The following is a 24,896-nucleotide window of genomic DNA, read 5'->3' as shown; positions in this document are numbered from 1 at the left end:
TTGGTCTATAAGTTTAAGCGACTTTCCTGCTAAAATATGCGCCTTTCCAAAATTTCAGTCCGTGAATTGAATTTTTATTCACCTGTTTGATGCATCAATCAGGCTGTTCGTTCACTCTTTCAACGTATTACCTTGTAGGAGCCTACATGACGGTTCAAACCTTCATTCCGAATGGTGCCCCAGCTGCCTCAGAAAACACTGTTACCCAGCCAGCGCACACCCCTGTTAGCGATGCTTCAGTCAAGAAACTGTACATCGAAACACAAGGGTGTCAGATGAATGAGTACGACAGTCACCGTATGGCAGACCTGTTAGGCGATTCTCATGGCTATGTGCTGACCACCGATCCTAAAGATGCCGATATTCTACTGATGAATACCTGCTCGATCCGTGAAAAAGCCCAAGAGAAAGTATTCTCCGAGCTAGGCCGCTGGCGTAAGCTTAAAGATAAAAATCCTGATCTGATTATTGGTGTCGGTGGCTGTGTGGCATCTCAGGAAGGCGACAACATCCAGAAACGTGCCAATTATGTCGATATGATTTTTGGTCCACAAACCCTGCACCGTTTGCCGCAAATGCTGGATCAGCATTTTGAGCAGATCGAAAAGCCGAAAAAAGAAAAAATCAAACTGGTGGATATTTCCTTCCCCGATATCGAGAAATTCGACTTTCTGCCAGAACCGCGTGTTGAAGGCTATAAAGCTTTTGTCTCGATCATGGAAGGCTGTTCCAAATACTGTTCTTTCTGCGTGGTGCCGTATACGCGTGGTGAAGAAGTTTCTCGTCCACTAGATGATGTCCTGGATGAAATTGCAGGTCTGGCAGAAAAAGGCGTGCGTGAAATTTCGCTGTTGGGTCAGAACGTAAATGGCTACCGGGGTGAAACCTTCGAAGGCAATATCTGTACTTTTGCCGATTTGCTGCGTTTGGTTGCAGACATTCCGGGTATTGGCCGTATTCGCTATACCACCTCGCATCCCCTGGAATTTAATGATGACCTGATCCAGTGCTATCGTGACCTGCCACAAATGGTTTCACATCTGCATCTGCCGGTACAAAGCGGTTCCAATGATGTGTTACAAGCGATGAAGCGTAACCACACCATTGATGTCTATATCGAAAAGATTAAAAAGTTACGTGCAGTTCGTCCTGACATGCACCTATCTTCAGATTTTATCATTGGCTTCCCGGGTGAAACAGGTGAAAACTTTGAAGAGACTTATCAGTTTATTCAGGATCTGGATTTCGACCATTCTTATAGTTTCATCTATTCAAAACGTCCGGGTACGCCTGCGGCAGAACTGGAAGATACGATCTCTGAAGATATCAAAAAAGAACGTCTGGCCAAAGTTCAGCAATGGATTAAGCGTTCAAGCATTGACAAGACGGATGCCATGCTCGGGACCATCCAGCGTGTACTGATCGAAAAAGTTTCTGATAAAGATCCGAATATTCTGGTCGGTACGGCGGACAATACCCGTTATGTTAACTTTATTGGTGACCCTGCCTGGGTAGGCCGCTTTGCCGAGATTGAAATTACCGAAATTAAAACTTTGAATTTAGTTTACGGTGAGCTCTTGAATCTTGAGCCTGACGTGGCGTAATGTAGAGCATATAACGCACACTTCATAAGGAACACTCTTGACTGCAGCGATTCGACGTACAGTAGCTTTTCCTGGAATTTCGATGGACCGTATACAAGCCATGTTAGGTGCCTATAACGGCCATTTGAAGCAAATTGAACAACGTTTAGACGTCAAAATCTCCCATCGTGGAGAAAGTTTTATTATTGATGGTGGAATCGATGCCGTTGAGAGAGCCGAAATGCTCTTGCAACGTCTTCATGAAGAATCTGAACATAGTCAGCAGATTAGTGCAGATACTTTACATCTGATGATTCAGGGCAGCCAGACTGACCGCGAGCTTCAGCAAGATCTGGATGATCAGGAACATACGGGGCTGGACAATGTTTGGCTGCAAACCCGTAAGGGCCGGATCAATCCGCGTGGTGCCAACCAGAAACGTTATGTACAGCGCATTCTGCAAAGTGATATTTCTTTTGGTATTGGCCCTGCCGGAACAGGTAAAACCTATCTCGCCGTTGCGGCTGCCGTGGACATGCTGGAGCGCAATGAAATCCAGCGTATTTTACTAGTTCGTCCTGCAGTTGAAGCCGGTGAAAAACTTGGTTTCTTACCGGGGGACTTAACCCAGAAAATCGATCCTTATTTACGTCCCTTGTATGACGCGCTGTATGAAATGCTCGGCTTTGAAAAAGTGGCCAAGCTGATCGAACGTCAGGTGATTGAAGTGGCTCCGCTTGCTTATATGCGTGGCCGTACCCTGAATCATTCTTTCGTGATTCTGGATGAAGCGCAGAACACCACCCCAGAACAGATGAAGATGTTCCTGACCCGTTTAGGTTTTGGTTCACGAGCGGTGATTACCGGTGACGTAACTCAGGTGGATTTACCACGTGGTCAGCAATCGGGTCTGTCACATGCCTTGCGCGTGATTGATAAAATTCCTGAAATTCATATCACCCGTTTCCATTCGCGTGATGTGGTACGTCATCAACTGGTACAGAAAATTGTCGAAGCCTACGAAGGTTGGGACAGTGAACAGCAGCGCTTAAGTGCTGAAGCACGTGCCGAACGAAAAGCACGTCAGGATGCCTTGATCGCTGAAAATGATGCTGCGGCAGACGCACAGCATTAAGCTTTAAAATTAAGGATTTGTGTTGAAACTTAGTCTTTCCTTACAACAGGACTTTCAGTCGCCTGAACTGGTACTGAAGCGGGCCTATATTAAAAAAGTTGTAGAAACCACTTTACGTCATATCGGCACTCAGAGTAATTGCGAAATCGGAATTGCCTGTGTCGACAATGACGAAAGTCATAAACTGAATCTGGAATATCGAGGCAAGGACAAACCGACCAATGTCCTGTCTTTTCCGAGTGAACTTCCAGATGAAATGGCGCAGTTTCTGGATGCATTTCCCATTGGTGATCTGGTGATCTGTATTCCTGTAGTGCTGGCCGAAGCGCTGGAACAGCAAAAAGCGCCTTTGACTCACTTTACCCATATGCTGGTACATGGCACTTTGCACCTGATGGGCTATGACCATGAAACCTCGGATGAAGATGCCGAAGAAATGGAAGGCATTGAAATCGAGATTCTGGCCAAGCTGGGTTTTGAAAATCCTTATCTGGAACAGAACTAAAATTTGAATATTAAAAAAAGCGGGCCAAGGCTCGCTTTTTTTAATGAAAGTTGCCCTCCCTCTAACTCCCTCCCAGAGGGAGGGAGAACATTCATTAGAATCCTATGATTGTTAAACATTATAGATATAGTTCCCTCTCCTTATTAGGAGTGGGTTAGGGAGAGGTCTTGGTAAATATCAACTTTAACGCACTTCAAACTCCGCTTCTGCCGGGTCAAAACGCCAGGTACGAATCACTCGCAGTTCGGAAATTTCTTTCATTTTACTGTCGAAAGCACCAAATGGCGCTGCCTTACGCACGGAAGCTTTGGCTGCTTCATCCAGCATGGCATGTCCCGAACTGTCAATCAGTCGAATGGCACGAATCCCACCATTCTGGTTCAGGATCACCATCAGCCGCACTTCCCCTGCCAGATTCTGTTGTTTGGCTGCTTCCGGATAATAACGGTTCCCATAGAACTCCACTTTCTCGCGAAACTTTTCCAGATATGCGGCCGAAACATCCTGCTTGGACTGAATACCATCCACAGTCTTAATTTTTTGCTGACGACTGAAATTTTGCTGACGCTGTAAATATTGCGCTTCCAGACTGGCGACCATGGCCGCTTTGGCCTGAAACTGGCTCTGTAATTGCTCCTGCATTTTTTTACGCTGATTTTCTTCCGCCTGCTTTTGCCAACTCAAGGTGGTCATCAGGACTTTTTCTTCAAAACTGAGTTCCTGTTGCTGTTGCAGCATATCTAGACTTTCTTGCAGTTCTTCACCTGCAGGTTGCTCCATTAACGGCGATGGCATATCACTCGACATGCGATGAGCTTCTCTAAACTGACCGGAACCCTGCTGGTCCGTTTGAGCCAGAAAATCAGCATGCTCAATTTTTTCATCAGTCTGTCGCAAACTAACTGCGATTTCTTTGGTACTGGTATCCCGATCTTGCGGCATACCAAATTCTAGTGTCAGCACGATCAAATGCAGAATGCCTGCGGCAAGCAACGCACTGCTAAACACTGGATCTTTCCACCAAGTTCTGACCAGAGGCATGAGTATCATCGTTTTTTCACATTCGCCTAAACTCAATAATGAGTTCAGCTCCCCAAAAAAGTATTTGAAAGATTAAAAATAAACGGATTCGTCATTTATCTTTTTAAAATGCCAAATCCATCAAATCTTCAACGTTACATAACTAAAACTATAAAAATGGTGCTATTTATTTTGCTAAACTTCAAGCATGAACGCTTGTATTTTTCATACAATTCGACAAGATACATCCCGAGTCAAAAATAAAGTTGCCAGGACGCTTCAGTATGCAAACGCTAATTTCCAATATTTCCAACCGAATCCGCCAAGTGTATCAGAGGGCGGAAGGATTTATTGAAGATGAGCGTGAATTTCCCCTATCGCAAGTCTTCCTAAATGCAACCTTTCAGCGCTTTGTCACAGACAATGTCGATGCATTGAAAGACTTACACGCAGATTTACATGAAGACTGGCTGCGTCTCTACGCAACACTGGATTATAAAGGCCTGATTGTCACTTTATCGGTTGATTTGAAACTGGTACAGATGGAACTGAATAAAACCACCCAGTTGATCGTGTTCGAGCAAATTAGTGATACCCAGCTGATTGAAGCCAAATATCCGAATATGCTTTATAAACTTGGCGTGCGTTTTGGCCTGTTCTTCTATCAACGTGTCTTGAATAAAGATCCTTTGGGAATGATTTTGGAAAAACTGGGCGTGATTAAAGTCATCGATGACTTGCTCTATCTGGATTTAAATCGCTGGTTAGGTAAAAGCCGATCTGTCATTGATACCTTGGGCAAAGTTCATGTGAATCACGCAGTACTTCGTGAAGCCGAACTGGTGGTGATTGGCAACGTCAATCTAGCCGCCCTGTTTAGAAAACTCTCCCAAGATCAGGAAGAGAACTGGGATGAAGACGAGATGGATGACAACCGGGTCACCCCCATTAAACAGAAAGATCCTTCTTAAATTATGCCGAACATAGTCTTTGAACAAAAGTTCCATAAAACTACATGAAATATACATTTTTGGCAGAAATATCCCTTCAACTTCCATATTTTGCCCAAATAATAAAGGGTGCAATAAGTGATATGTTTTGCCAATTGAATCAATATAGGAAAATAACTGATGGCGAAGACTGTATTCAAAATTTTAGTGATGACCACGGGTCTGAGCAGCGCAATACTGTTCACTGGTATTTCTAGCCAGGCTTTTGCCATGACTCCTTTCCAGGCCAGTTATCAATTTAGCTATAATGGCAAGAATATGGGTTCTGCAACACGGACTCTAAGTAAATCTGGCAATAACTGGACGTATGTCTTTGCTGCAAAAGCCGGGGGGATTGCCTCTGCAACCGAAACCAGCCGCTTTACTTTTAATAATGGCAAGATAGGCTCAAGCAGTTTCAGTCGCAGCAGTAAAGTACTGATGCATAACAATACCATGAGTATTAATTTCAATCCTTCCAGCAAAAGCATCAGTACCAAGAAAGACGATGAGAAACGTTCTTTTGCCTGGAGAGCAGATGTTCTGGATGAGTTGAATGCGGAATTGCAGATCCGTGAAGATTTAAAAAATTCAGGTCTGAAAGCAAATTACTATATCGCTGATGCCAAAGAAGTTGAAGGCCGTAAGTTTGTCAAACAGGGTTCAGAGACTATAAGCACCAAATACGGATCTTTTAATACCATTAAAGTGGTGATGAAGCATAGCAAGCCAGGCCGTGAGACCATCTTCTGGCTGGCGCCAAAACTTGACTATCTTCCAGTCAAAGTTTCGCATGTCGACAAGAAAACCTCCTATGGTTTGCTGTTAACTGACTATAAAGGTGCAAGCAACTAAGTTTTTGGCGAATTTCACTTGATTTTTTCCGGGTGCTTTTTACAATACGCTTTTGCTTGAAAAAGCACCTGCTCTTGAGGATTCTCCCGTGCATGCACTAGAACAGAAAATCTTGGCTGAAGGCATCGTTCTCTCTGAAGAAGTTTTGAAAGTAGATTCTTTCTTAAACCATCAGATTGATCCAGTCATGATGCAACTGATTGGTCAAGAATTTGCGCGTCTGTTTAAAGATGCTGGTATTACCAAAATTATTACGATTGAAGCATCAGGTATTGCACCTGCCGTAATGGCCGGCCTAGAGCTTGGCGTACCTGTAATCTTTGCACGTAAATACCAGTCTCTGACCCTGAAAGATGATTTATATCGCTCTAAAGTCTTTTCATTTACCAAACAGACTGAAAGCACGATCGCGATTTCAAATAAACACATCAGCTCAACCGATAAAGTTTTAGTGATCGATGACTTCCTGGCCAATGGTCAAGCCGCTTTAGGTCTTGCAGACCTGATTCACCAGGCAAATGCAGAAGTAGTCGGTATTGGCATTGTGATTGAAAAATCATTCCAGCCAGGTCGTGACCTGCTGCTTGAAAAAGGCTACCGTGTGGAATCACTGGCACGCGTAAAGTCTTTGACAAATGGCACAGTTGAATTTGTTCGCGACTAAGCTCGCCAATGAATTTTAAAAGAGCGCTGATGCGCTCTTTTTTTATTGTGTTTTTCTGATGATATAAATTTAAAATATCCAGAGCTCAGCCTAAGTTCTTATTGATTCTTCCAGATTTGATCCTAGATAAATGGCTTAATCTTAAGCTCCAGGCTATTTAATTTCTGAAATAGAGAGTGTCAAACAAATAAGTACTTTTTTATCCGATGAATAAACAACAATTTATGTGGATGTTATTATAAAATAAAGAGGTCTAACTATCTGCCAATAGTTAGACCTGTGTTCACCTCGAAAAAAGAGTTTATTTAACAGTCACAGTGATACTACCGCTATTCACAGCACCGATAGCGGTAGTTGTGATGCTGTTGTTAATAGCAGTTTGAGTTCCTTCTGAAATAGCACTGACAGATGCATCAATAGCACCCGCATTATAGGCAATATTCGCTACACTATAATTGCTTAAAGTTTCATTGATTTCCTCACTATAGTCAGTACTTAGTGTCGAACTCACAACTTCCGAGATATCTGAACTATCCGCAACCTCTGATAACTCCTCTAGAGTTTCAGAATTATTAGTTGCACTCGTTACTTCACTGTAGTCGTAGTTATCCGTTGCATCTGATATGTCTGATACCACCTTATTGTAGCTACCCTGCTCAATACTGATACTACCTGTATTCGCGGCACCAATCGCAGTAGTTTCAATTGTACCTTCAATTGAACTAATGGCGTCTGGTGCTTCTCTTGTAGCTTCTGCAATTGCTTCTAAATCGACACTTGCATCAACATCACCTGTATTCACTGCAAGATTCAAAGCAGAACCATTTTCAACCTGCTGAGAAATAGAATCCAGGGTAGCTTGTAAGCCTGTATCTACGGTGACATCAGTAGGTGTTTCACCATCTTGGGCGTATGCCATACCTGCGCTAGACAGAAAGGCGACGGATAAAGCGATTGTTTTGATCGTGTTTTTCATCGTTGTTCTTCCTACTTTTGTTTTGAAGTACCTCTCGCTAAGTACTCCTTCTTATAATGGGAGCGAGCCCATTTTTAAATATTTTTAATCACGCTGCGTGCTAGACCAGTAATTTTCGACCACCTCAGGATTGGCCTCCCATAGCGTTGTGGTTTTTTCATCTTCTTGTTCTTTATCAGCCTTTTCTTGAGTATCTTTTTCTTCATTCTTTTCATTTGAAGAAGGTTGACGCTGCTTCTTGCTTATATATTTAATCAAGTCCTGTTTACTCATTTCAGGCTCTGCTTCAGGGTTTTGAATCACCTCGGACTCTTTCTGTTTAGGTGGTTTCGTATCTTTGCTTGGGGAGTTGGTTGACTTATTTTTTTCATTGGATGAGTCTGCCTGGCGTGATGCTGATTCCTGAACAGCGCTACTTGAAGCTGTACTATTTTGTTGCTGGTTTTTCTTGTATTTATGCAGCGCAACAGAACTTCGGGTTAAGTTTAATTGACCGAACTCTGGCGGTATCTGTGCACGACAGCTTTCAAATACGGCGGGTGGGACAACCTGACTCAGCAATTCAAAAGTGGCCAGATTCAACATTTGTCGCAAGGCAAAGTTAGTTGCCTCGCGTTCTCCTTTTCCAATCTGAATGTTTAAGAGTGTACGACCAGCGAATCTGCCTGCACTTAAGCCATAATCCTGTGCAGCGATTTGTTTCTGCAATGAAACATTGCCCACGACTTTACTGCTGCGGGTATCTGTCAGAGATAAATCCAGACCGACCATAATCCGGGTTTGACTATAATTCGGGCCAACACCGGCGATCTGCATATCAAAACCACCACCCGGAATAAAATCCAGACTGTTAATACTGCCTGTCACATAATAATCAGAGGCCTGGATTTGTCTTGGATCACGAATGCCCCACTTGGCTTCGCTTTCGATAATCCGGGGATCACGCCGGTTCATTAAGCTTACCCCCGCCTGAAACAAGGCAGATTGCACCATATCTCCCGCACCTTGGGTCACCATTTTTCCGCTACCACCATTGGTAACTACATCCTTACCAGTTTGATCCAGAATTGCCCCTACGGAGAAACTCACATCATTACGTAATTGTCCTTTTAAGCAGGATAAAGCCATATCAAAAGGGGTAAAAATATCGGTAATTGGGGGGCCTTGTACCAGGCTAACCGGCTTCTTGTTTGAGGGCGCTAAACCCGTGCAGCCTGTTAAAAAAGAACTGAAAAGGACGGTGACACTTAAGAAAGATATATGTCTTCTGGTCGAGGAGAAATTCAGCATTGTGATTCTCCTGGTCTGTTACTTAAATTAAGACAGCGCTGAGGATTTTGATTGGTATTTGAATTGACTGGTGCTTCATTCAGCAATTCACTCGTAATATCAATATTGTTGTCTGCGCCCTCTACATTGATATTGTTGGTCGGGGTATTTACCGTCCCGATGGAGGTGGTCGAAGTGCTATGAACGGTGGTTTTACCTAATCCAGAATAATAGTCTGACTCCTTAAGTTCGATCAGATTGGCTTGAACTAGATTCTCATTGGAACGGGCACTGGATGATTTCCAACGCTGAGTCCACTCATCAGAGGTGGCATAAGCGTTACTTAGAAAACACAAACATAATAAACCCAGATTGATAACTAATATTCTCATAATCTTAATATCCTCTGATTTAAGATATTTATTTAATTTTTCGTTTAAGTAAGATTAAATTTATCTGAAAAATATTAAATCACATAAAATTATAAAATGTAGAAAATATCCCTATTCACATATTTTTTTGTTTTAATTAAAAATATAAATTATTGTTTTTAATTAATAAATAAAAATTTGTTTATTATTTGTGATTTGTAAGAAATCATTATATAAAATTTTTTTGAATATAAAATTCATATAAAAAACTTGATTAAAATAATATATTTTTTATATTAGCAATAATCAAAAATTTATCTAATAAAGATTAGAATTATTATACTTTTTATATTTTAAAAGTCGTAAATTTTTATTTTATTAGAACTTCTATTTAACAAGGATAAATGTCAAGATTTATTTAAAATATAATTAATCAATTACAATGAAGGTGACTTATAAAGAAACGCCAATATTCAGGTGTATTTTGGCAGAAAAATTTTAATAGCCCTGATAAGAACTCGTTTGCATATTTTTCGACGTCCCTTCCTTTTTCATCTTAACTCCAGAAATAGTCTTTCTAAGAGCTAAGAGCATAATATTTAGAATGATAAGAAAAGAACATTTCTGATGATCTTGAGATTTGCCATTTCCTCAATGGCAGGTTAAGAATTGCGTTAATCAACCAAGAAGGCATATATTTACAGCTGAAATACAATGTTTTAGCGTGAACTCAACTAGAATCAAGTGAGTATGCAATGTTTCTGATTTGCGAATTCAAAACTTATCTAGTGTGTTGTTGTATGTTATGAATAAGTGCTGATCAGGGCAAAAATCCTATTTCCGATAAACCTAAAACAAGCACATCTCAATCCTTGATGGAACAATCTATGCAATGTCCTAAATGTGGCTCAGCTGATATCGAACAGCGCGATCATGAACAGAATTTAAAGAAAATTGGCGGCATTCTCATGAGTTCAGCGGGTGCAACTGCAGGGACTGTAGGTGGCGCTGCTTCGGGTGCATCGATTGGCGCTGCAATTGGTACAGTAGCCGGACCTTTAGGTGTGATTGTCGGCGGAACCGTAGGCACTTTTGTCGGTGCAATCAGTGTCGGAATTACCGGCGGTGTGGTCGGTAATTTTCTGGGGAAAAAAGCCGGGGTTTCTGTCGACCGTAATCTGTTTCAGGATTATCAATGTCTGAAATGCAAATACAGATTTAGTCAAAAAGATCAAAAAGATCAAAAAGATCAAAAAGATCAAAAAGATCAAAAAGATCAAAAAGATCAAAAAGAAGCCTAATAAAATTCAGGAAATGAAGTTCATCCTTCATTTCCTGTGAGTGTTTTTCAGACTCGATTGAGTTTCAGTACCACTTCACCTAAACGCTTGCCTTGTACTTCACACAGAATTTTTTCATCCGGACTCAAGCCCTGATCATGCCGTGGGCCGCTGACATGACTAGCGCCATAAGGCGTACCACCAGTTTTGGTATTCGAGAGTGCCGGTGTTGCGTTACTAAGCCCCATGATCATCATGCCATGATGGAACAACGGCGGCAGCATGGTCAGCAAAGTACTTTCCTGTCCGCCATGCATGGAACCTGATGCCGTAAACACGCAAGCCGGTTTACCGTGTAGCGCTCCATTCAGCCACAGACTCGTGGTCTGATCCCAAAAATATTTCATTTCAGAGGCCATATTGCCAAAACGGGTCGGTGAACCAAGCGCCAGGCCGGCACATTGCGCCAGATCGTCCAGAGTACAGTAAATATCCCCTTCCGCCGGAATACTCGGTTCAGCGACTTTTACCATGCTGGATATATTTGGAACTGTCCTGATTTTTACTGCCACGCCTGCCGCTTCAATTCCATTGGCAATCAGATGCGCCATTTCTTTGGTTGAGCCATATTTGCTGTAATATAAAACAAGGACATAAGGTTGCATCATGGTTCTTATTCATTACTTAAAAAAATAAAACTATACGATACTTTGCAAGTTTTTTGGTTAAGCTGATGGTGAAAATTCATGATGATTAAAAAAATTGAGATTGGATGCAGATGATTGTTAAGTATTTAAAGAAATTACCTTTCTATGAAAAACACTGGTTTCAATTTGTTTTATTTGTACTTCGACGCTTTGAAGCAGACCGCTGTCGCGAACAGGCAGGTTCCCTGACCTACACTACCCTGTTTGCGGTGGTGCCGATGCTGACGGTTTTTCTGGTAATTATCTCTTCCATTAAAGCGCTGGAACCTGCGCGGCAACAACTGCAGCAGTTGATCTATAGTAATTTTTTACCCAAAACCACCATTGCCTTTGATAAAGCCCTGAATGCCTTTACCGATAAATCCAGCAATCTCACCATCATTGGTATTCTGTTCTTGTTCGTGACGACAGTATTGATGCTCAGTAGCATCGAAACGGTGTTTAACCGTATTTGGCGCGTGACTGAAACACGGGGCGGAATTATGGGCTTTATGCGTTACTGGACCATCATTTCGCTAGGGCCGATTTTACTGGGCAGTGCGTTTGTGATTTCTTCGACCGTGGCATCCATGAGTATTCTCAGCAATAACTTTGCCGGTTATGAGCTGGATGGTGCCTTTGTTCTCTGGGCTATTTCATTTTCTTTGACTGTACTCGGATTTTTCATTTTGAACTGGACCATCCCGAATCGTAGTGTACCGCTTAAATCTGCCTTTATTGCCGGTCTGTTTAGTGCCGTGGTGTTTGAGCTGTTGAAAAACCTGTTCGGCTATATCATGTCAAACTTCACCAGTTATGAAATTGTCTATGGCGCTTTTGCCGCTGTGCCGATTTTTCTGCTCTGGATTTATCTGTCGTGGATTATTGTGTTATTGGGCGTTGAAATCAGTTATGCCCTGACGGCGTTTGAATCTGGGCAGGACAATAAACGTCATCCGATCGTCCTGCTGCTGGATCTGTTAGAACTCTTTTATAAAAAACAGAAAACCGGTGAAAGCATCAGTGAAGCACAAGCGCTTGAAGTGCTGGGCCGGGATGAAATTGGCCGCTGGCCGAGCTATGTCACCATGTTTGAAAAGCAGAATCTGATCAAACGCACCGATGAGAATGAATATGTGCTGGTTCGTGATCTGGATCAGGTCAGCTTCTGGAATTTTTATCTGCAATTGCCCTATCCACTGCCACGTAAAAACCATCTCACCAATGCCCAGACTGATGATATCTGGATGCAAAATTTCTCACCTAGATTACAGGAAACCGACCAATATCTGGAAGAAAAACTCAATTTTCCATTGTCCGAACTGTTCCGACATAAATAAAAAAATCCTCTCGCTTGAGAGGATTTTTTTTAACTGATAGCGGTAGATTTCCAACAAACAATCGCACCCACGCTTACCAAGGCAGTCCCGATCCAGAAACTGAGTTCGGGTCTGACATCCAGAATCAGCATGGACATGACTGAAGAAAGAATCGGTATAAAATAGGTAGCTAAAATCAGCACCTTGATATTGCCGAATTGCATACTCTGATTCCAGTTGCTATAGGCGATACCAATCAGACTTCCCACCACTGCAATTCCCAGCCATAGCTTGAATGTGGGCATGATAAAAGGTTCATTTAATCCTAAATGTAAGAGCCATAAGCTGATTACAGCGACCAAAAAGAAAATCGGTACACCATTTTGTCCGCGGCCGTAGGTTCTGGTCAGAACGCAATAGCAAGGCCATAACAAAGCGCCGAGAAAGGCAAAGCCATAAGCCCAAGGATTTTCAGCTAAAACCTGCATAAACTTCGGCAGATTAGTGATTTCTGGATTGACCACCAGCATCAGTCCCATCACAGCGAGCAGAAAGCCTGGAATCACCCAGAGGCGGGCCTGCAACTGTCGGGCAAAAATCGAAAAAACAATCATCAAGGGTGGCCACAGATAATTGATCATGGCAATCAGCATCACCTGTTCACGATTATCCGACCATGCCACAGCAACCAGAAATAGAATCTCATAAGCCACAAATAAAGCGCCACAACCGAGCAGATAACGCTTGGACATTTGCGTGATTTTTGGAAAGCCGGTGAATGCCAGAATCGCCAGACTGCTAAAACTATAAATTAAAGCAATCCCCTGCACTGCACTTGTAGATTCAGTAATCAGTTTCACTACGGCGACCAGACTGGCCCAGATCAGAATAGAAGACAGACCAATCCAAGTCGCTAAATTTACAGACCAGATTTTCATGCTTGCTCTTGAATGCTTTTATTGATATTCGGTTTTTTCAGCCATCCCTGCAAACTCACTAGAATCACACCCAGCATGACCATACAGGTGCCGATAATAAAATTGATTTCGATATGTTCATCCAGAATCAATACGCCGAACACCATGCCGAATACAGGGGTCAAAAAGGAAAATACCCCTAGACGCGATGCCAGATAATGCTTCAGCATCCAGAACCAGATCAGATAACTGGCAAAGGAAATCAGCACGGTATGAAAAACCAGACTGGAAATAGACAACACCGTCCATTGAATAGCTGCTTGCCCAGTCAGAACAGCCAGAGGCAATAACAGGATTCCACCCATCAATAATTGATAGAATAAAGTCTGGGTTGCAGGTGCTTCAGCCAGCCGGCTCAGACGTACACTGACTGTGGTGGCTGCCCAGAATACGCCGCCAAGTAAGGCCAGAAAATCTCCCCATACGGCATCAGTTTGTAAAGTTGATTCTGTCTGTGGACGTAATAGAAAACTGACTACAATGCCGCTAAAGGCGAGAAATATTCCGCCCCATTGCACAGCAGACAAACGCTCTGCCGGCAATTTCCAGTGCAAACCCAAAGCCACAAAAATTGGCGCGGTATAGAGTAAAACAATCGTATGCGAGGCTGAGGTATAACGCAGTGCCTCACCAATCAGATAGAATTCGGTTGCAAACAACACACCGGCCAGCAATCCTGCAGGTAAATAGCGTGCACTCCAGAGTTGACGGCGTACACTCTGCTGAATCAAGGGATAAACCATCAGCGCAGACAAGGCTGAACGCAAGGCAATTTGCATCAGGGCTGAAATATCACTGGCGGCCCATTTCAATACCACCTGTTGTAAACCCCACAACATACACAATACAAACATGATGGCAGATGCTTTGGCATCTAACGCCTGACGCTGGCTCACATATGGTCCTGTTGCTCATTTGGAAGGTACACTATAAAAGTGTCAGAAATAAAAGATATACTTCAAAACAGACAAATGATGGTGTTATTCAGGCAATTTCGGTGATGCATAAAAAAATCCAAGCAGATTCAGCTTCGCTCAAGCAACTTCCGACCCATGATCTGATTCAAGCACCTCTGTGGATCAGCTTCAGGGAGGATCCTGCGCAATCTGTTTATCCGCTGCATGGCCATGCCTGGGGAGAATTTGTCTATGCTTTTCATGGCGTGATGGAAGTGAATATTAATCATATAAATTATGTGACACCTTCACCTCACGGCATCTGGCTCCCGCCAAATTTAGAACATCGTGGTCTGAACCGTACCGCAGTTTCTCATGGCACCCTGTATGTGCATGAATCACTATGCAGCCAACTGCCCACCCAACCCGGCATCCTGCTCAGTGCACCTCTGGTCACCGCTTTATTCACCCACCTGAAACAACTGCATCAGCAAGACCATCCGGGATTCGAGAATTCAGCTGAATATCAGCGTCTGCTACAGGTGCTGCTCGATCAGCTGCAGCAAGCCCAACTGGTCAGCAGTTATTTACCGCATTCAGAACATGCATTGCTGAAACAGATTTTAGATTATTTACATCAGCATCCGGCAGATCAGAGCTCGCTGCAGCAACTGGCAGAACGCGTCAATTTAACCGAGCGGACGCTAGCGCGATATAGCCAGAAAGAACTGGGAATGTCACTACATGAATGGCGGCAACGCCTGAAAGTGATGCAGGCCATGTCTTTATTAAATTCAGGTCATAGCGTTGAAAGCATTGCCTTTGATCTGGGCTATGCCAATGCCTCGGCATTTATCAACATGTTTAAACGCTGGATGGGAAGCACCCCTGATCAGTTTCGCAAGCGTTATACTGTTAATGATTAAAATTATGCATATGAAAAAGGAGCCCATTGGCTCCTTTGATTCAAAATCTTGGTTATTTCACAAAAGTCGTCCAGACATAATCCTGAGCCTGCCCCTTCAGCGTCATTTTCAGTTGATCGCCTGAATGCAATGCCGCAACGCCTGCCGGGGTACCGGTCATCACCACATCCCCTTCTTCCAAAGTAAAGACCTGACTGATGTCAGCCAGCAACGTCGCAATATCAAATATCAATAATGCAGTATCGCCTTTTTGACGCAGCTCATCATTGACTTCGAGTGTGTAATGCACATCTTTCCAGTCCGTGACTACATCGGCGACAGGCACCCAGTCCGACAACAAACAAGAACCATCAAAGGCTTTGGCACGTTCCCAAGACTGGCCTTTTTTCTTGAGATCATCCTGTAAATCACGCAAAGTTAAGTCCAGACCTAAAGTCACCGCACCCACAGCTTTAAGTGCTTTCAGAGGATCGCTTTCTTTGCTTAAAGTCCGGTCAATACGCAAGCTGAGTTCACATTCATAATGACAATTGCCCCATTCCGGATTCCATTCAATGCCTGCTTCGAGCGAACTTAAGGCACTCGGTGGCTTGATAAACAATACCGGACGATCAGGGATCGCATTGCCGAGTTCTTTGGCATGATCGGCATAACTGCGACCCACACAAACGATTTTGGATGGACGTGTGCTCATGATCAAAACTTCCCTTTTCCTTTTATAGATATCTGAATTATTTTTTAAATGTATGCTCGAACATACTCTGTTCAGTGGCGTCCTTAAATGCACGCTTCGGCACAATAACCACGGTACGGTTTTTCAATTCCAGCATATAAGTCAGTTTACCAACAGCAAAATTCTGCACTTCGCTATACGGCACCAGCTTACTACGCTCATTATTAAAAATTTCCGCATAGTCCTGATACAGATCAATGCCCTGTTCGCTTTTACCAAACTGATATTTAACAAACTGGCGTTTAAACATCATCGGCAGGAACCAGTAACGCATGATGCCTTGCAGGAGCAGAAAGAATGCGCCCAAAGCCACGTAATAACGTCCGACGCCATCAAAGCCCATCGAGAAACCCCAGATGATGATCCCGATACTGACCAAAGGGGTCAGAAAACGTGAAATCTGCTTTTTACCAAACGTCGCCAGGGCAAAACCATCCTGAGATTCTTCTAAAGTCAGAAAATAACGGGTCGATAAAGTCGGTGCTGACTCAGTCATAGCATCACATCAAAAATAAAATCTTGCCCAATACTATACCAAAATATCCATAGCGCTTATGGCCTGTCGCATCAATTACATAACTTTGCTTTGGAAATACGTACATTTGGTTTTAAATAAACAGCAATTAAAACAAAAAATACGCAACAGGATGTTGAATGAAAGGATTAAAGCAATGCATGCTCATCGGTGTTTGTTTGGCAGTTTCTGCTCCAGCACTGGCCAAAATCATTCCCTGGAATGCCGAACTGCCGAGCAGTCTGAGTGCTTATCAGGGCAATGCCCAGCAACTGGCAGAATTAACCGGCGAGCGAATTCTGATTTATGCGCATCCCTCGACTAAAACCCAGCTTCCCACCTTAAACAGTAATGCAGCCAGCAAGACACAGTTTTATAGTGCGGCTGTGATATTGCCTGTGGCTGAAGCTCAAGTTGAAAAATTGCTGCGCCATTATCCGAATTATGTGGGTCTGTTTCCGACCTTAAAGTCAGCCAAAGTGCTGGAGCAGCAGGGTTCGATTCAGCAGGTCAAATATCAGGTTCATATCCCGACCCCGATTTCGGTCTTGAACTTTAAAGAAACCGTAGTGATGCAACATCATCTGGGCGAAAACAGCATCAGCACCTTAATTATCGATGCACCAATTCCCTATGGTGCGGGAAAACTGGAATGGTTTGCACTGGGTCCGCATAGAACGCTGGTGACTGTCACCCAATGGGGCGACCTAAACCAGCCCAAAGGCTTTTTATTCAGTAAAATCCTGAATGCGCTGCCTGAAGCCAAACTTGGCATTCCGCCGAGCACCAATGCATTTCTGCTAGAAGCACTGCAACAACGCTTTAAAACCGAGCATACAACAGCACTAGCAACTCCGATTCCGCAACTGAAATTCAACCCTCAACAGCTACAAAAAATTGCCCAGATCAGCCAAAAATCAGGGCAACCGGTCAGTTTCATTTTGCCGAACTATCAGGTCAAAGAAGGAAAAACTTCAGAAAATTTAAGATTTAGCAGCACCTATCAATATTTTTCGCATCCGGTCGAAAAATTACGACCGTGGTTGGCAGCTGAAGCCACCCAGCAACTTTTTCCCCGGCAGATCAAGAAAGTCGAACTGAACCCGGTCAATCCTCAGAATATAGATGCCAACTATAAGGTGTCGGTTGGTTTAGGGGTGATTCAGATTCCATTTAACTTCAAGATGCGTTTTTACCAGCCTGATGCCCTGCAAAACCAGTTTAATGCCAATGGCGGTGACTTGAAGTTTGTGAAAGGTGGCATGCGCCTATTGCCGCAGTCACAAGGTACCTTATTTCAAATTACTAGCAGTATGAAAATTCACGATCAGGCACCGTTCTTATTAAGAGCCATGCGCAGTATGCCTTATCATGATGTTTTACCCGCGATAGGTGGCAATACCGTTTATGCACTGAAAGTGCAGCAGAAATTAAGATGAGCAGGAAGCAGAGAGTTATTGGTTTTTTATATGAAAAACAGTTAAAAATCACAGACGTAAAAAAAACCGCATCAACGTGCGGTTTTTTCAGAATTCTTATCAAGATTGGTGCGCTCAGAGAGATTCGAACTCCCGACCCCTTAGTTCGTAGCCAAGTGCTCTATCCAGCTGAGCTATGAGCGCGACGTCTTGATGGGGTGCATTATACGAGCTTTTTCAGTCTTGTTAAGTGTTTTTTAATAAAATCACAACTGAATGTACAGTAATTAAACGATGTATCAAAATTTATAGTTTTCTACTGAAAACTTTTACGGATTTAGAGCTAAAAGCACTTAATTAATTCAACCAAGAAGCCGGATTTTCCAAAAAATTCCTGCACCACGCAATGGGTCAACTTTAAGTATTCTCAACCAAGTATCCAGCCAGAATAGAATTCAAATATAAAACGACCGTCACCCTTGTATTCTTTATCACTCGCCTATTGTTCCAGTCTTTACTTCTCCTGCCCTTTGATAATGCGTAAACACAATACCATTTGAGCTGGCCAGATGATCTATCAATTGAAAAGCGGCGGGTATTGATTCATGGCTAAACAGGCGTTTGCCAACACCGAGTATAATTGGAAAAGTCAGCAGACGAAGTTCGTCCACAAGCTCATATTTGAAAAGTGTCTGTACGACTGCAGCACTACCATACACGCGAATATCCCCCTCTCCGGATGCTTTAAGATTGATTATCTCATCAATGCTTTTCAGAAAAAGGGTATTTTACCAGTCGGAATGCTCCAGACTAGTAGAAAGAATATATTTATTGACGTCATTGATTCCCGGCCAGTCTTCAGTATGTGTGGGCCAGTAAGATTCAAAAATCTGAAAAGTATGTTTCCCTAAAAGAATATCGGAGGGCTGCATCCATTTTTGCATAATGACATCAAATGCCGGATCAGGTTCCGCATTAAAATACGGCGCCACCCAGCCACCATATTGAAAGCCACCAGATATATCTTCTTCTGGGCCGCCGGGCCCCTGCATCACGCCATCGAGGGTCAAAAACTCCTGGACAATGATTTTTCTCATCACGACTGCCTTTATTTTTATTCACTCGCCTGAGACTTATTTTTAGCACGTGATGTCTGGTGTTTCTGTAAATTTTAGGCACAAAAAAACCGCAAAATGTGCGGTTAATTGTTCAAGTTGGTGCGCTCAGAGAGATTCGAACTCCCGACCCCTTAGTTCGTAGCCAAGTGCTCTATCCAGCTGAGCTATGAGCGCGTAACTTGTGTGCCTAGGTTGGCGATACGTTTTTCTGCTTAACTTACTTGGTGCGCTCAGAGAGATTCGAACTCCCGACCCCTTAGTTCGTAGCCAAGTGCTCTATCCAGCTGAGCTATGAGCGCGCGACGTAAGTAAGCGTGGCGGTGAGAGAGGGATTCGAACCCTCGATACAGTTACCCGTATGCGTCCTTAGCAGGGACGTGGTTTCAGCCACTCACCCATCTCACCGTAACGTGCGGCCATAATACAAATTTCGGCATGGCACTGCAAGCGCAGCATCAAAAAAAAGTGCATATTTTTGCTCGTTTAAATACTTTTTAAGCAATTCCTCGATTTTTCGTGCATTTTGATGGCAAAAAAACTGCATAAATTTCCAGTTATCGAAAATTAACAGAAAATTGAAAACTTAAATGGATTATTGCAATCATTTACGTGCAGTCTGCGCACACATGTTTTATGCTAAACCTATCTCCTAAGATAAATTTAAAGACATGATGAAAAACTGGGTCGATCCTGAAGCAAAAGCTGAAGCCGAACGTTATGACAACCCTATCCCTAGCCGCACGCTCATTTTAGAAACCATCGAAAAGAACAATGCCCAGTCCCATGCAGACCTGGTCGAACATTTTGAAATTGCAGATCAAAAAAGTATTGATGCCCTGAGCCATCGTTTAATTGCGATGGTGCGTGACGGGCAACTGATGAAAGACGGCTACAAGTTTCAGATTGCCGTCGAGCAACCTGAATCCGAAGCGACGGTTTATATCAATTCCCGAGGGATGGGAACTGCCAACATTTCCGGCCAGGACGACCTATTATTGGCTGAGCGTGAACTGCGCCTGGTCTTTAATGGTGACCGCGTTAAAGTGCGTCAGACTTCGGTAGACCGTAAAGGTAAGGCCTGGGGCTATATTACTGAAGTTGTGCAGCATCGTGTCAAACAGATCATTGGTAAAGTGTCAGAGTATGATGGTGAATACTTTATCCAGCCGGCCAACCCGAATGCGCATCAGCCAATCACCCTTGAAAAAGAACTGATTGAACATGCCCAAGTCAATCTGGGTGATTCGATTCGTGTGGCGATTGATACTTATCCGACCCGTGAAGAATTCGCGACCGGACATATTGTGCAGTCCATGGCGGACAAGGCCGATACTGAAATCATCATTCCACAAACCATTTTAGAATATGGTTTGCCTTATGAATTCCCGGAAGAAGTGGTTAAAGAAGCCGAAAGCTTTAAAGAGCCAACGGCCAAAGACCGTGAAGGTCGTATTGATCTGCGTGATTTAGCCTTGGTCACCATTGATGGTGAAGATGCACGTGACTTCGATGATGCGGTTTATGCCGAAAAACGTCCGGGTGGTGGCTATCGTGTGGTCGTGGCCATTGCCGATGTCAGCCATTATGTACGTCCAGGCAAACCGCTAGATGATGAAGCGCAGGAACGCGGGACGTCAGTCTACTTCCCGCACTTCGTTTTACCGATGCTGCCTGAAGCATTGTCGAATGGCCTGTGTTCGTTAAATCCGAACGTTGACCGCCTATGTATGGTCTGTGATTTAAAACTGTCACGTGCTGGCCGAGTCACCGGTTTTGAGTTCTATCCGTCTGTCATGCATTCCAAGGCACGTTTGACCTATGATCAGGTCGCACAGTATCTGGAAGGCGACAGCCAGGCGATTACCGAAGACCGTGAAGTTCGCAAGTCGATCAACACTCTGTTCCAGCTTTATCAAGTTCTTAAAGGTTTACGTGCTGAACGTCATGCCATGGAATTTGAAACTGTTGAAACTTACATGACTTTCGACGAACTAGGCGGAATTAAAGAAATTTTGCCGCGTAGCCGTAATGATGCACATAAGCTGATTGAAGAATGTATGTTGTTGGCCAACGTCGCAGCCGCAGAATATGCATTGAAAAATGAAATGCCAATGTTGTACCGCGTGCATGAGCCACCTGAGTTCTCGCGTATCCAGAAAGTTCGTGACTTCGTCAAGCTGCTGGGTTTGAATTTCCCGGAACAGCCGACTCAGAAAGATTATCAGGCGGTGATTGAAGCGACCAAAGAACGGATTGATGCACCAAGTATTCATGCCGTGTTATTACGCTCCATGATGCAGGCTTACTATGGTGCGAGTAATGCAGGCCATTATGGTCTGGCTTATGAAGCCTATACACATTTCACTTCACCAATTCGCCGTTATCCGGATTTGTTATTGCATCGTGCAATCAAAGCACATTTAAATAACAAGCCATCTCCGCTTTCAGGCGGTGCTTTAGATGAAGCTGGTGACCATTTCTCTGCCACAGAACGTCGTGCAGATGAAGCGTCGCGCTCGGTGACGACCTGGTTGAAATGTCATTATATGCAGCAGCATCTGGGCGAAGAATTTGTCGGCATTATTAGTGCAACGGCAGAATTTGGCCTGTTTGTCACGTTAAAAGATCTGTATGTCGATGGTATGGTGCATGTCAGCCAGCTAGGTGATGACTTCTTTGTCTTTGATCAAAGCAGCCAGAATCTGATCGGCCAGAACCGTGGTCAGGTCTTTGGTCTGGGTGATGAAGTCAAAATCAAGGTTGCCGGTGTCAATCTGGAAGAACGTAAGATCGACTTTGAACTGGTGCAACAACTCAGTCATGCCGGCCGTGCAGTTCGTGCCCGTGCACCGCGCGTGAGTGAGAAAAAACCAGTATCACGTCCAGCAGCGACAGAAGAAGTGTTTGGCAATAATGAACGTGAATCTAAATCCAACTTGAGCGCCGATGGAGAACAACCCATACGACGCAAAAAAGGAAAAGGAAAACCCAGCTCTTACAGTAAAAAGTCTGCTAAACCATCTGCAGGAAAGTCTGAAGCAAAGGTTAAAGATAAAGTAAAGAAAAAGGCCAAGGTCAAAAAGAAAAAGTCGAATGCAAAAGCCAAGACTGAATAATTTTTGATGGTTTAAAAAGAGCGCTACGGCGCTCTTTTTTCTTTTAAACCTTATCCAGAATAAATACGATTAGAGTAAAATACTTACCGCATCGAATCATCAACTTAGATCAGTCTGATCAGGTACCTTCCCTATTTCTAAACAAAACTGACAGGAAAACTGCCTCCTATTTTGATCTACACTCAAGCAGTGAAATTCAAAAATCTGCAAAGACATATTTCCTATTTCTTTGAAACAGACTATGGAATTCTGCCTATTCTTAAACTATCTGTTTCGGAGTTTCAGCGAGCAACACCAATCAGTTGAACTATAACTCAACATTAGTAAAAGTAGCTTGGACATCATTGTGAACGAGATTGAATAAATCTCGATACCTCCTGCTTCAGAATAAATCACCGGTCAAGCTTGATTTCTCGATCAAGAAGCCTTACTTCTAGAACTAACACTGAAAATTAATTTGGCAGACCGACATGACTTTAGAAAAGGCAACTTTGCCTGTTCCGCAATTTGATCAGATTACGCTGGCTGAGATAAAACAAAAGATTGAAAGCTGTATTGCTGAGGGACAAAAATTCCTGAATGAACTCACCGAAACGCCTACTTCAGTACAGGAGCAGCTGACTACCTTGGAACATGTCGACACGCTTGAAAACAATATGAGTGAGTCTTGGGGCATCCTGTCGCATTTAAATGCCGTGATGAACAATGCCGAAACCCGTGATGTCTATCAAGCACTTTTACCGGGTCTTAGCGAATATTATACGCAACTGGGTCAACATACGGCGCTGTATCAGACTTATCAGCATATTTATGATGCGTCGATTTATAATGAACTACCGGCAGCACAGCGAAGCGCCATTAAACTGGCCTTGCGTGATTTCAAACTGTCTGGGGTGGCTTTGGAAGGTGAAGCGAAAAAACGTTATGCGGAAATTTCTGCGCGTCTATCCCAATTATCTTCCGACTTCTCCAACCATGTGCTGGATGCGACTCAGGCCTATTTCAGACCGCTGAATGAAGATGAGTTAGCGGGTCTATCTACCAGTAATATTGAGCTGTTAAAACAATATGGTCAGCAACGCGAGCTGGATCAACCGGTGGCTACGCTGGATTTCCCGTCTTATCTGGCGATCATGACCCATTCAGAAAATCGTCCTCTGCGTGAAGAACTGTATAAAGCTTATACTACTCGCGCGTCAGATCAGGCTGAACAGAGCGAGTTTGACAATACTGTATTGATCGAAGAAATTCTCAGTCTGCGTCTAGAAATGGCAAAACTGCTTGGCTTTAATAATTATGCGGAATTATCCTTAGCCAGTAAAATGGCACCAAGTGTAGAGGCAGTAGATGAATTCTTGCATGAACTGGCAGAACATGCCCGCGCACCGGCAGAGCAAGAAATTGCTGAACTGAAAGCGATTGCTGCTGAAGATGGCATCCGTGATCTGCAACCTTGGGACAGCGGCTATTATTCTGAAAAGCTGAAAATGCAGCAATTTAACCTGTCACAGGAAGCGCTGAAACCTTACTTTCCTGCACCGAAAATCCTGCAAGGTCTGTTCAGTATTGTGAATCGTCTGTATGGCATTCAGGTGATTGAACGTGAAGCGCCTGTATGGCATCCGGATGCACGTTATTTTGAACTGGAAGATCAGGGTCAGGTGATTGGCGGTTTCTATTTTGACCTGTATGCACGCCAGGGCAAACGTGGCGGTGCCTGGATGAGCGGTTTCCGTTCCCGTATGCAGACCAGTGATGGCCTGCAAAAACCGATTTGCTATATGGTCGGTAACTTTACTCCACCTGTCGGCAATCGCCCTGCACTGCTGACCCATGATGAAGTCATCACCTTGTTCCATGAATTTGGTCATGGCCTGCATCATATGCTGACAGAAGTAGACAATATTGCCGTGGCAGGTACCCATGGCGTGGCGTGGGATGCGGTCGAGCTGCCAAGCCAATTTATGGAATTCTGGGCTTGGGATCAGGAAAGTCTGGATCTGCTCAGCGAGCACATAGAAACCCAAGAATCTTTGCCGGCTGAACTGCTGAAAGCCCTGCTGGATGCACGTTTCTTCCAGTCTGGCATGCAAACCCTGCGTCAGCTTGAATTTGCCCTGTTTGACCTGAGTATTCACCGAGCCAATCCGGCTTTAAATGCAGCACAGGTTCAGGCTACTTTGAATGAGATCCGTGAAAAATATGCGGTTCTACCGACCACCGACTATAACCGTTTCCAGCACAGCTTCAGTCATATTTTTGCCGGTGGTTATGCAGCGGGATATTATTCCTATAAATGGGCCGAAGTTTTGGCCAGTGATGCCTTCGACCGCTTTGAAGATGAAGGTATTTTTAATACCACTACCGGAAAGCAGTTTCGGGAAAATATCCTCGCAGTTGGCGGAAAAGACACAGCACTTGACGCATTTATCAATTTCCGCGGACGCGAGCCAAAAATAGATGCATTGCTGCGTCATCAAGGTTGGACGAACCCCTCTAAAAACGCTTAAACTAGCTTTTTAAGTTGATCACAAGGTGAGTATGAT

General features: G+C 43.6%; 21 protein-coding genes, 4 tRNA genes and 1 pseudogene. 12 read left to right on the top strand and 14 right to left on the bottom strand.

Annotated features, from left to right (window positions below):
* Window positions 1-146: 146 nt before the first annotated feature.
* Genes miaB through ybeY form a run of 3 tightly spaced genes read left to right on the top strand, consistent with a single transcriptional unit; the run spans window position 147 to window position 3,223 of the window.
* Window positions 147-1,604 (top strand): tRNA (N6-isopentenyl adenosine(37)-C2)-methylthiotransferase MiaB, encoded by a 1,458-nt coding sequence (miaB, locus tag NI466_RS09045; protein ID WP_253173363.1) that lies wholly within the window; start codon window positions 147-149, stop codon window positions 1,602-1,604.
* A 37-nt stretch (window positions 1,605-1,641) separates the two neighbouring features.
* Window positions 1,642-2,718: a PhoH family protein gene (locus tag NI466_RS09040; RefSeq protein WP_004732214.1), complete on the top strand. Its 1,077-nt coding sequence runs from the start codon at window positions 1,642-1,644 to the stop codon at window positions 2,716-2,718.
* Between the two features lie 22 nt (window positions 2,719-2,740).
* Entirely contained in the window at window positions 2,741-3,223 is a 483-nt protein-coding gene (gene ybeY, locus NI466_RS09035; RefSeq protein WP_253148568.1) for an rRNA maturation RNase YbeY, read from the top strand.
* A gap of 183 nt (window positions 3,224-3,406) precedes the next feature.
* Here ybeY and NI466_RS09030 read toward each other — a convergent pair whose 3' ends face one another.
* Window positions 3,407-4,264 carry an energy transducer TonB gene (locus NI466_RS09030; protein WP_253173362.1) on the bottom strand — a complete coding sequence of 286 codons (858 nt, stop codon included), beginning with the start codon at window positions 4,262-4,264 and terminating at the stop codon, window positions 3,407-3,409.
* A gap of 263 nt (window positions 4,265-4,527) precedes the next feature.
* Here NI466_RS09030 and NI466_RS09025 point away from each other — a divergent pair, with 263 nt between their 5' ends.
* The 3 genes from NI466_RS09025 to NI466_RS09015 all read left to right on the top strand — a co-directional run bounded on the left by NI466_RS09025 (window position 4,528) and on the right by NI466_RS09015 (window position 6,751).
* Window positions 4,528-5,214 carry a hypothetical protein gene (locus NI466_RS09025; RefSeq protein WP_213686838.1) on the top strand — a complete coding sequence of 229 codons (687 nt, stop codon included), beginning with the start codon at window positions 4,528-4,530 and terminating at the stop codon, window positions 5,212-5,214.
* Between the two features lie 159 nt (window positions 5,215-5,373).
* Complete coding sequence (locus NI466_RS09020; protein ID WP_253148557.1) at window positions 5,374-6,087, top strand: DUF3108 domain-containing protein; 714 nt, start codon at window positions 5,374-5,376, stop codon at window positions 6,085-6,087.
* Between the two features lie 88 nt (window positions 6,088-6,175).
* A complete protein-coding gene (locus tag NI466_RS09015; protein WP_004732222.1) occupies window positions 6,176-6,751 on the top strand; it encodes a xanthine phosphoribosyltransferase in 576 nt (191 codons plus the stop codon).
* A gap of 301 nt (window positions 6,752-7,052) precedes the next feature.
* Here NI466_RS09015 and NI466_RS09010 read toward each other — a convergent pair whose 3' ends face one another.
* The 3 genes from NI466_RS09010 to NI466_RS09000 all read right to left on the bottom strand — a co-directional run bounded on the left by NI466_RS09010 (window position 7,053) and on the right by NI466_RS09000 (window position 9,388).
* The gene (locus tag NI466_RS09010) at window positions 7,053-7,727 is read right to left on the bottom strand and encodes a hypothetical protein (RefSeq protein WP_253138818.1); all 675 of its coding nucleotides are present in this window, start codon (window positions 7,725-7,727) and stop codon (window positions 7,053-7,055) included.
* A gap of 84 nt (window positions 7,728-7,811) precedes the next feature.
* A complete protein-coding gene (locus NI466_RS09005; RefSeq protein ID WP_253173361.1) occupies window positions 7,812-9,017 on the bottom strand; it encodes a CsgG/HfaB family protein in 1,206 nt (401 codons plus the stop codon).
* Entirely contained in the window at window positions 9,011-9,388 is a 378-nt protein-coding gene (locus tag NI466_RS09000) for a hypothetical protein (protein WP_044113166.1), read from the bottom strand. Before NI466_RS09000 ends, NI466_RS09005 begins: the two co-directional genes overlap by 7 nt.
* Window positions 9,389-10,242: 854 nt before the next feature.
* On the opposite strand from NI466_RS09000, the gene NI466_RS08995 reads away from it, so the two are divergent.
* Window positions 10,243-10,668 carry a hypothetical protein gene (locus tag NI466_RS08995; RefSeq protein WP_171065910.1) on the top strand — a complete coding sequence of 142 codons (426 nt, stop codon included), beginning with the start codon at window positions 10,243-10,245 and terminating at the stop codon, window positions 10,666-10,668.
* Between the two features lie 47 nt (window positions 10,669-10,715).
* Here the strand turns inward: NI466_RS08995 and wrbA are convergent, their stop codons facing one another.
* Window positions 10,716-11,312, bottom strand: a complete 597-nt coding sequence (gene wrbA, locus NI466_RS08990) for an NAD(P)H:quinone oxidoreductase (RefSeq protein ID WP_035335293.1) — start codon at window positions 11,310-11,312, stop codon at window positions 10,716-10,718.
* Between the two features lie 113 nt (window positions 11,313-11,425).
* Between wrbA and NI466_RS08985 the strand changes: the two genes are divergently transcribed.
* A complete protein-coding gene (locus NI466_RS08985; RefSeq protein WP_253173366.1) occupies window positions 11,426-12,673 on the top strand; it encodes a YihY family inner membrane protein in 1,248 nt (415 codons plus the stop codon).
* 29 nt (window positions 12,674-12,702) lie between these two features.
* Here the strand turns inward: NI466_RS08985 and yddG are convergent, their stop codons facing one another.
* The gene (gene yddG / locus NI466_RS08980) at window positions 12,703-13,590 is read right to left on the bottom strand and encodes an aromatic amino acid DMT transporter YddG (RefSeq protein WP_253173360.1); all 888 of its coding nucleotides are present in this window, start codon (window positions 13,588-13,590) and stop codon (window positions 12,703-12,705) included.
* A complete protein-coding gene (locus tag NI466_RS08975; RefSeq protein WP_253173359.1) occupies window positions 13,587-14,525 on the bottom strand; it encodes a DMT family transporter in 939 nt (312 codons plus the stop codon). The genes yddG and NI466_RS08975 overlap by 4 nt, the downstream gene beginning before the upstream one ends.
* Before the next feature lie 104 nt (window positions 14,526-14,629).
* On the opposite strand from NI466_RS08975, the gene NI466_RS08970 reads away from it, so the two are divergent.
* A complete protein-coding gene (locus NI466_RS08970) occupies window positions 14,630-15,451 on the top strand; it encodes an AraC family transcriptional regulator (protein WP_253173358.1) in 822 nt (273 codons plus the stop codon).
* A gap of 52 nt (window positions 15,452-15,503) precedes the next feature.
* Here the strand turns inward: NI466_RS08970 and NI466_RS08965 are convergent, their stop codons facing one another.
* Both NI466_RS08965 and NI466_RS08960 read right to left on the bottom strand, forming a co-directional pair.
* Entirely contained in the window at window positions 15,504-16,145 is a 642-nt protein-coding gene (locus NI466_RS08965) for a fumarylacetoacetate hydrolase family protein (protein ID WP_253173357.1), read from the bottom strand.
* A 37-nt stretch (window positions 16,146-16,182) separates the two neighbouring features.
* On the bottom strand, window positions 16,183-16,680 hold the full coding sequence (locus NI466_RS08960) for a YcxB family protein (protein WP_253173356.1): 498 nt from the start codon (window positions 16,678-16,680) through the stop codon (window positions 16,183-16,185).
* 158 nt (window positions 16,681-16,838) lie between these two features.
* Between NI466_RS08960 and NI466_RS08955 the strand changes: the two genes are divergently transcribed.
* Window positions 16,839-18,137 carry an SRPBCC family protein gene (locus NI466_RS08955; protein WP_253173355.1) on the top strand — a complete coding sequence of 433 codons (1,299 nt, stop codon included), beginning with the start codon at window positions 16,839-16,841 and terminating at the stop codon, window positions 18,135-18,137.
* Between the two features lie 106 nt (window positions 18,138-18,243).
* On the opposite strand, the gene NI466_RS08950 is transcribed toward NI466_RS08955, so the two are convergent.
* The 5 genes and pseudogenes from NI466_RS08950 to NI466_RS08930 form a co-directional block, all read right to left on the bottom strand.
* Window positions 18,244-18,320 (bottom strand) — tRNA-Arg (locus NI466_RS08950).
* 287 nt (window positions 18,321-18,607) lie between these two features.
* Window positions 18,608-19,213, bottom strand: a pseudogene (locus tag NI466_RS08945) (dihydrofolate reductase family protein).
* Window positions 19,214-19,331: 118 nt separating this feature from the next.
* Window positions 19,332-19,408, bottom strand: a tRNA-Arg gene (locus NI466_RS08940).
* Window positions 19,409-19,456: 48 nt separating this feature from the next.
* A tRNA-Arg gene (locus tag NI466_RS08935) sits at window positions 19,457-19,533 on the bottom strand.
* Between the two features lie 16 nt (window positions 19,534-19,549).
* A tRNA-Ser gene (locus NI466_RS08930) sits at window positions 19,550-19,639 on the bottom strand.
* Between the two features lie 263 nt (window positions 19,640-19,902).
* Between NI466_RS08930 and rnr the strand changes: the two genes are divergently transcribed.
* The gene (gene rnr / locus NI466_RS08925; RefSeq protein ID WP_253173354.1) at window positions 19,903-22,350 is read left to right on the top strand and encodes a ribonuclease R; all 2,448 of its coding nucleotides are present in this window, start codon (window positions 19,903-19,905) and stop codon (window positions 22,348-22,350) included.
* A 455-nt stretch (window positions 22,351-22,805) separates the two neighbouring features.
* Entirely contained in the window at window positions 22,806-24,860 is a 2,055-nt protein-coding gene (locus tag NI466_RS08920; protein WP_253173365.1) for a M3 family metallopeptidase, read from the top strand.
* The last annotated feature ends 36 nt before the right edge of the window (window positions 24,861-24,896 follow it).

It is taken from the genome of Acinetobacter lwoffii, assembly GCF_024129595.1.
In the GTDB taxonomy this organism is placed as follows: Bacteria; Pseudomonadota; Gammaproteobacteria; order Pseudomonadales; family Moraxellaceae; genus Acinetobacter; species Acinetobacter lwoffii_O.
Note: the sequence above shows the minus strand (reverse complement) of the source record. Positions and strands in the feature narration are given on the sequence as shown.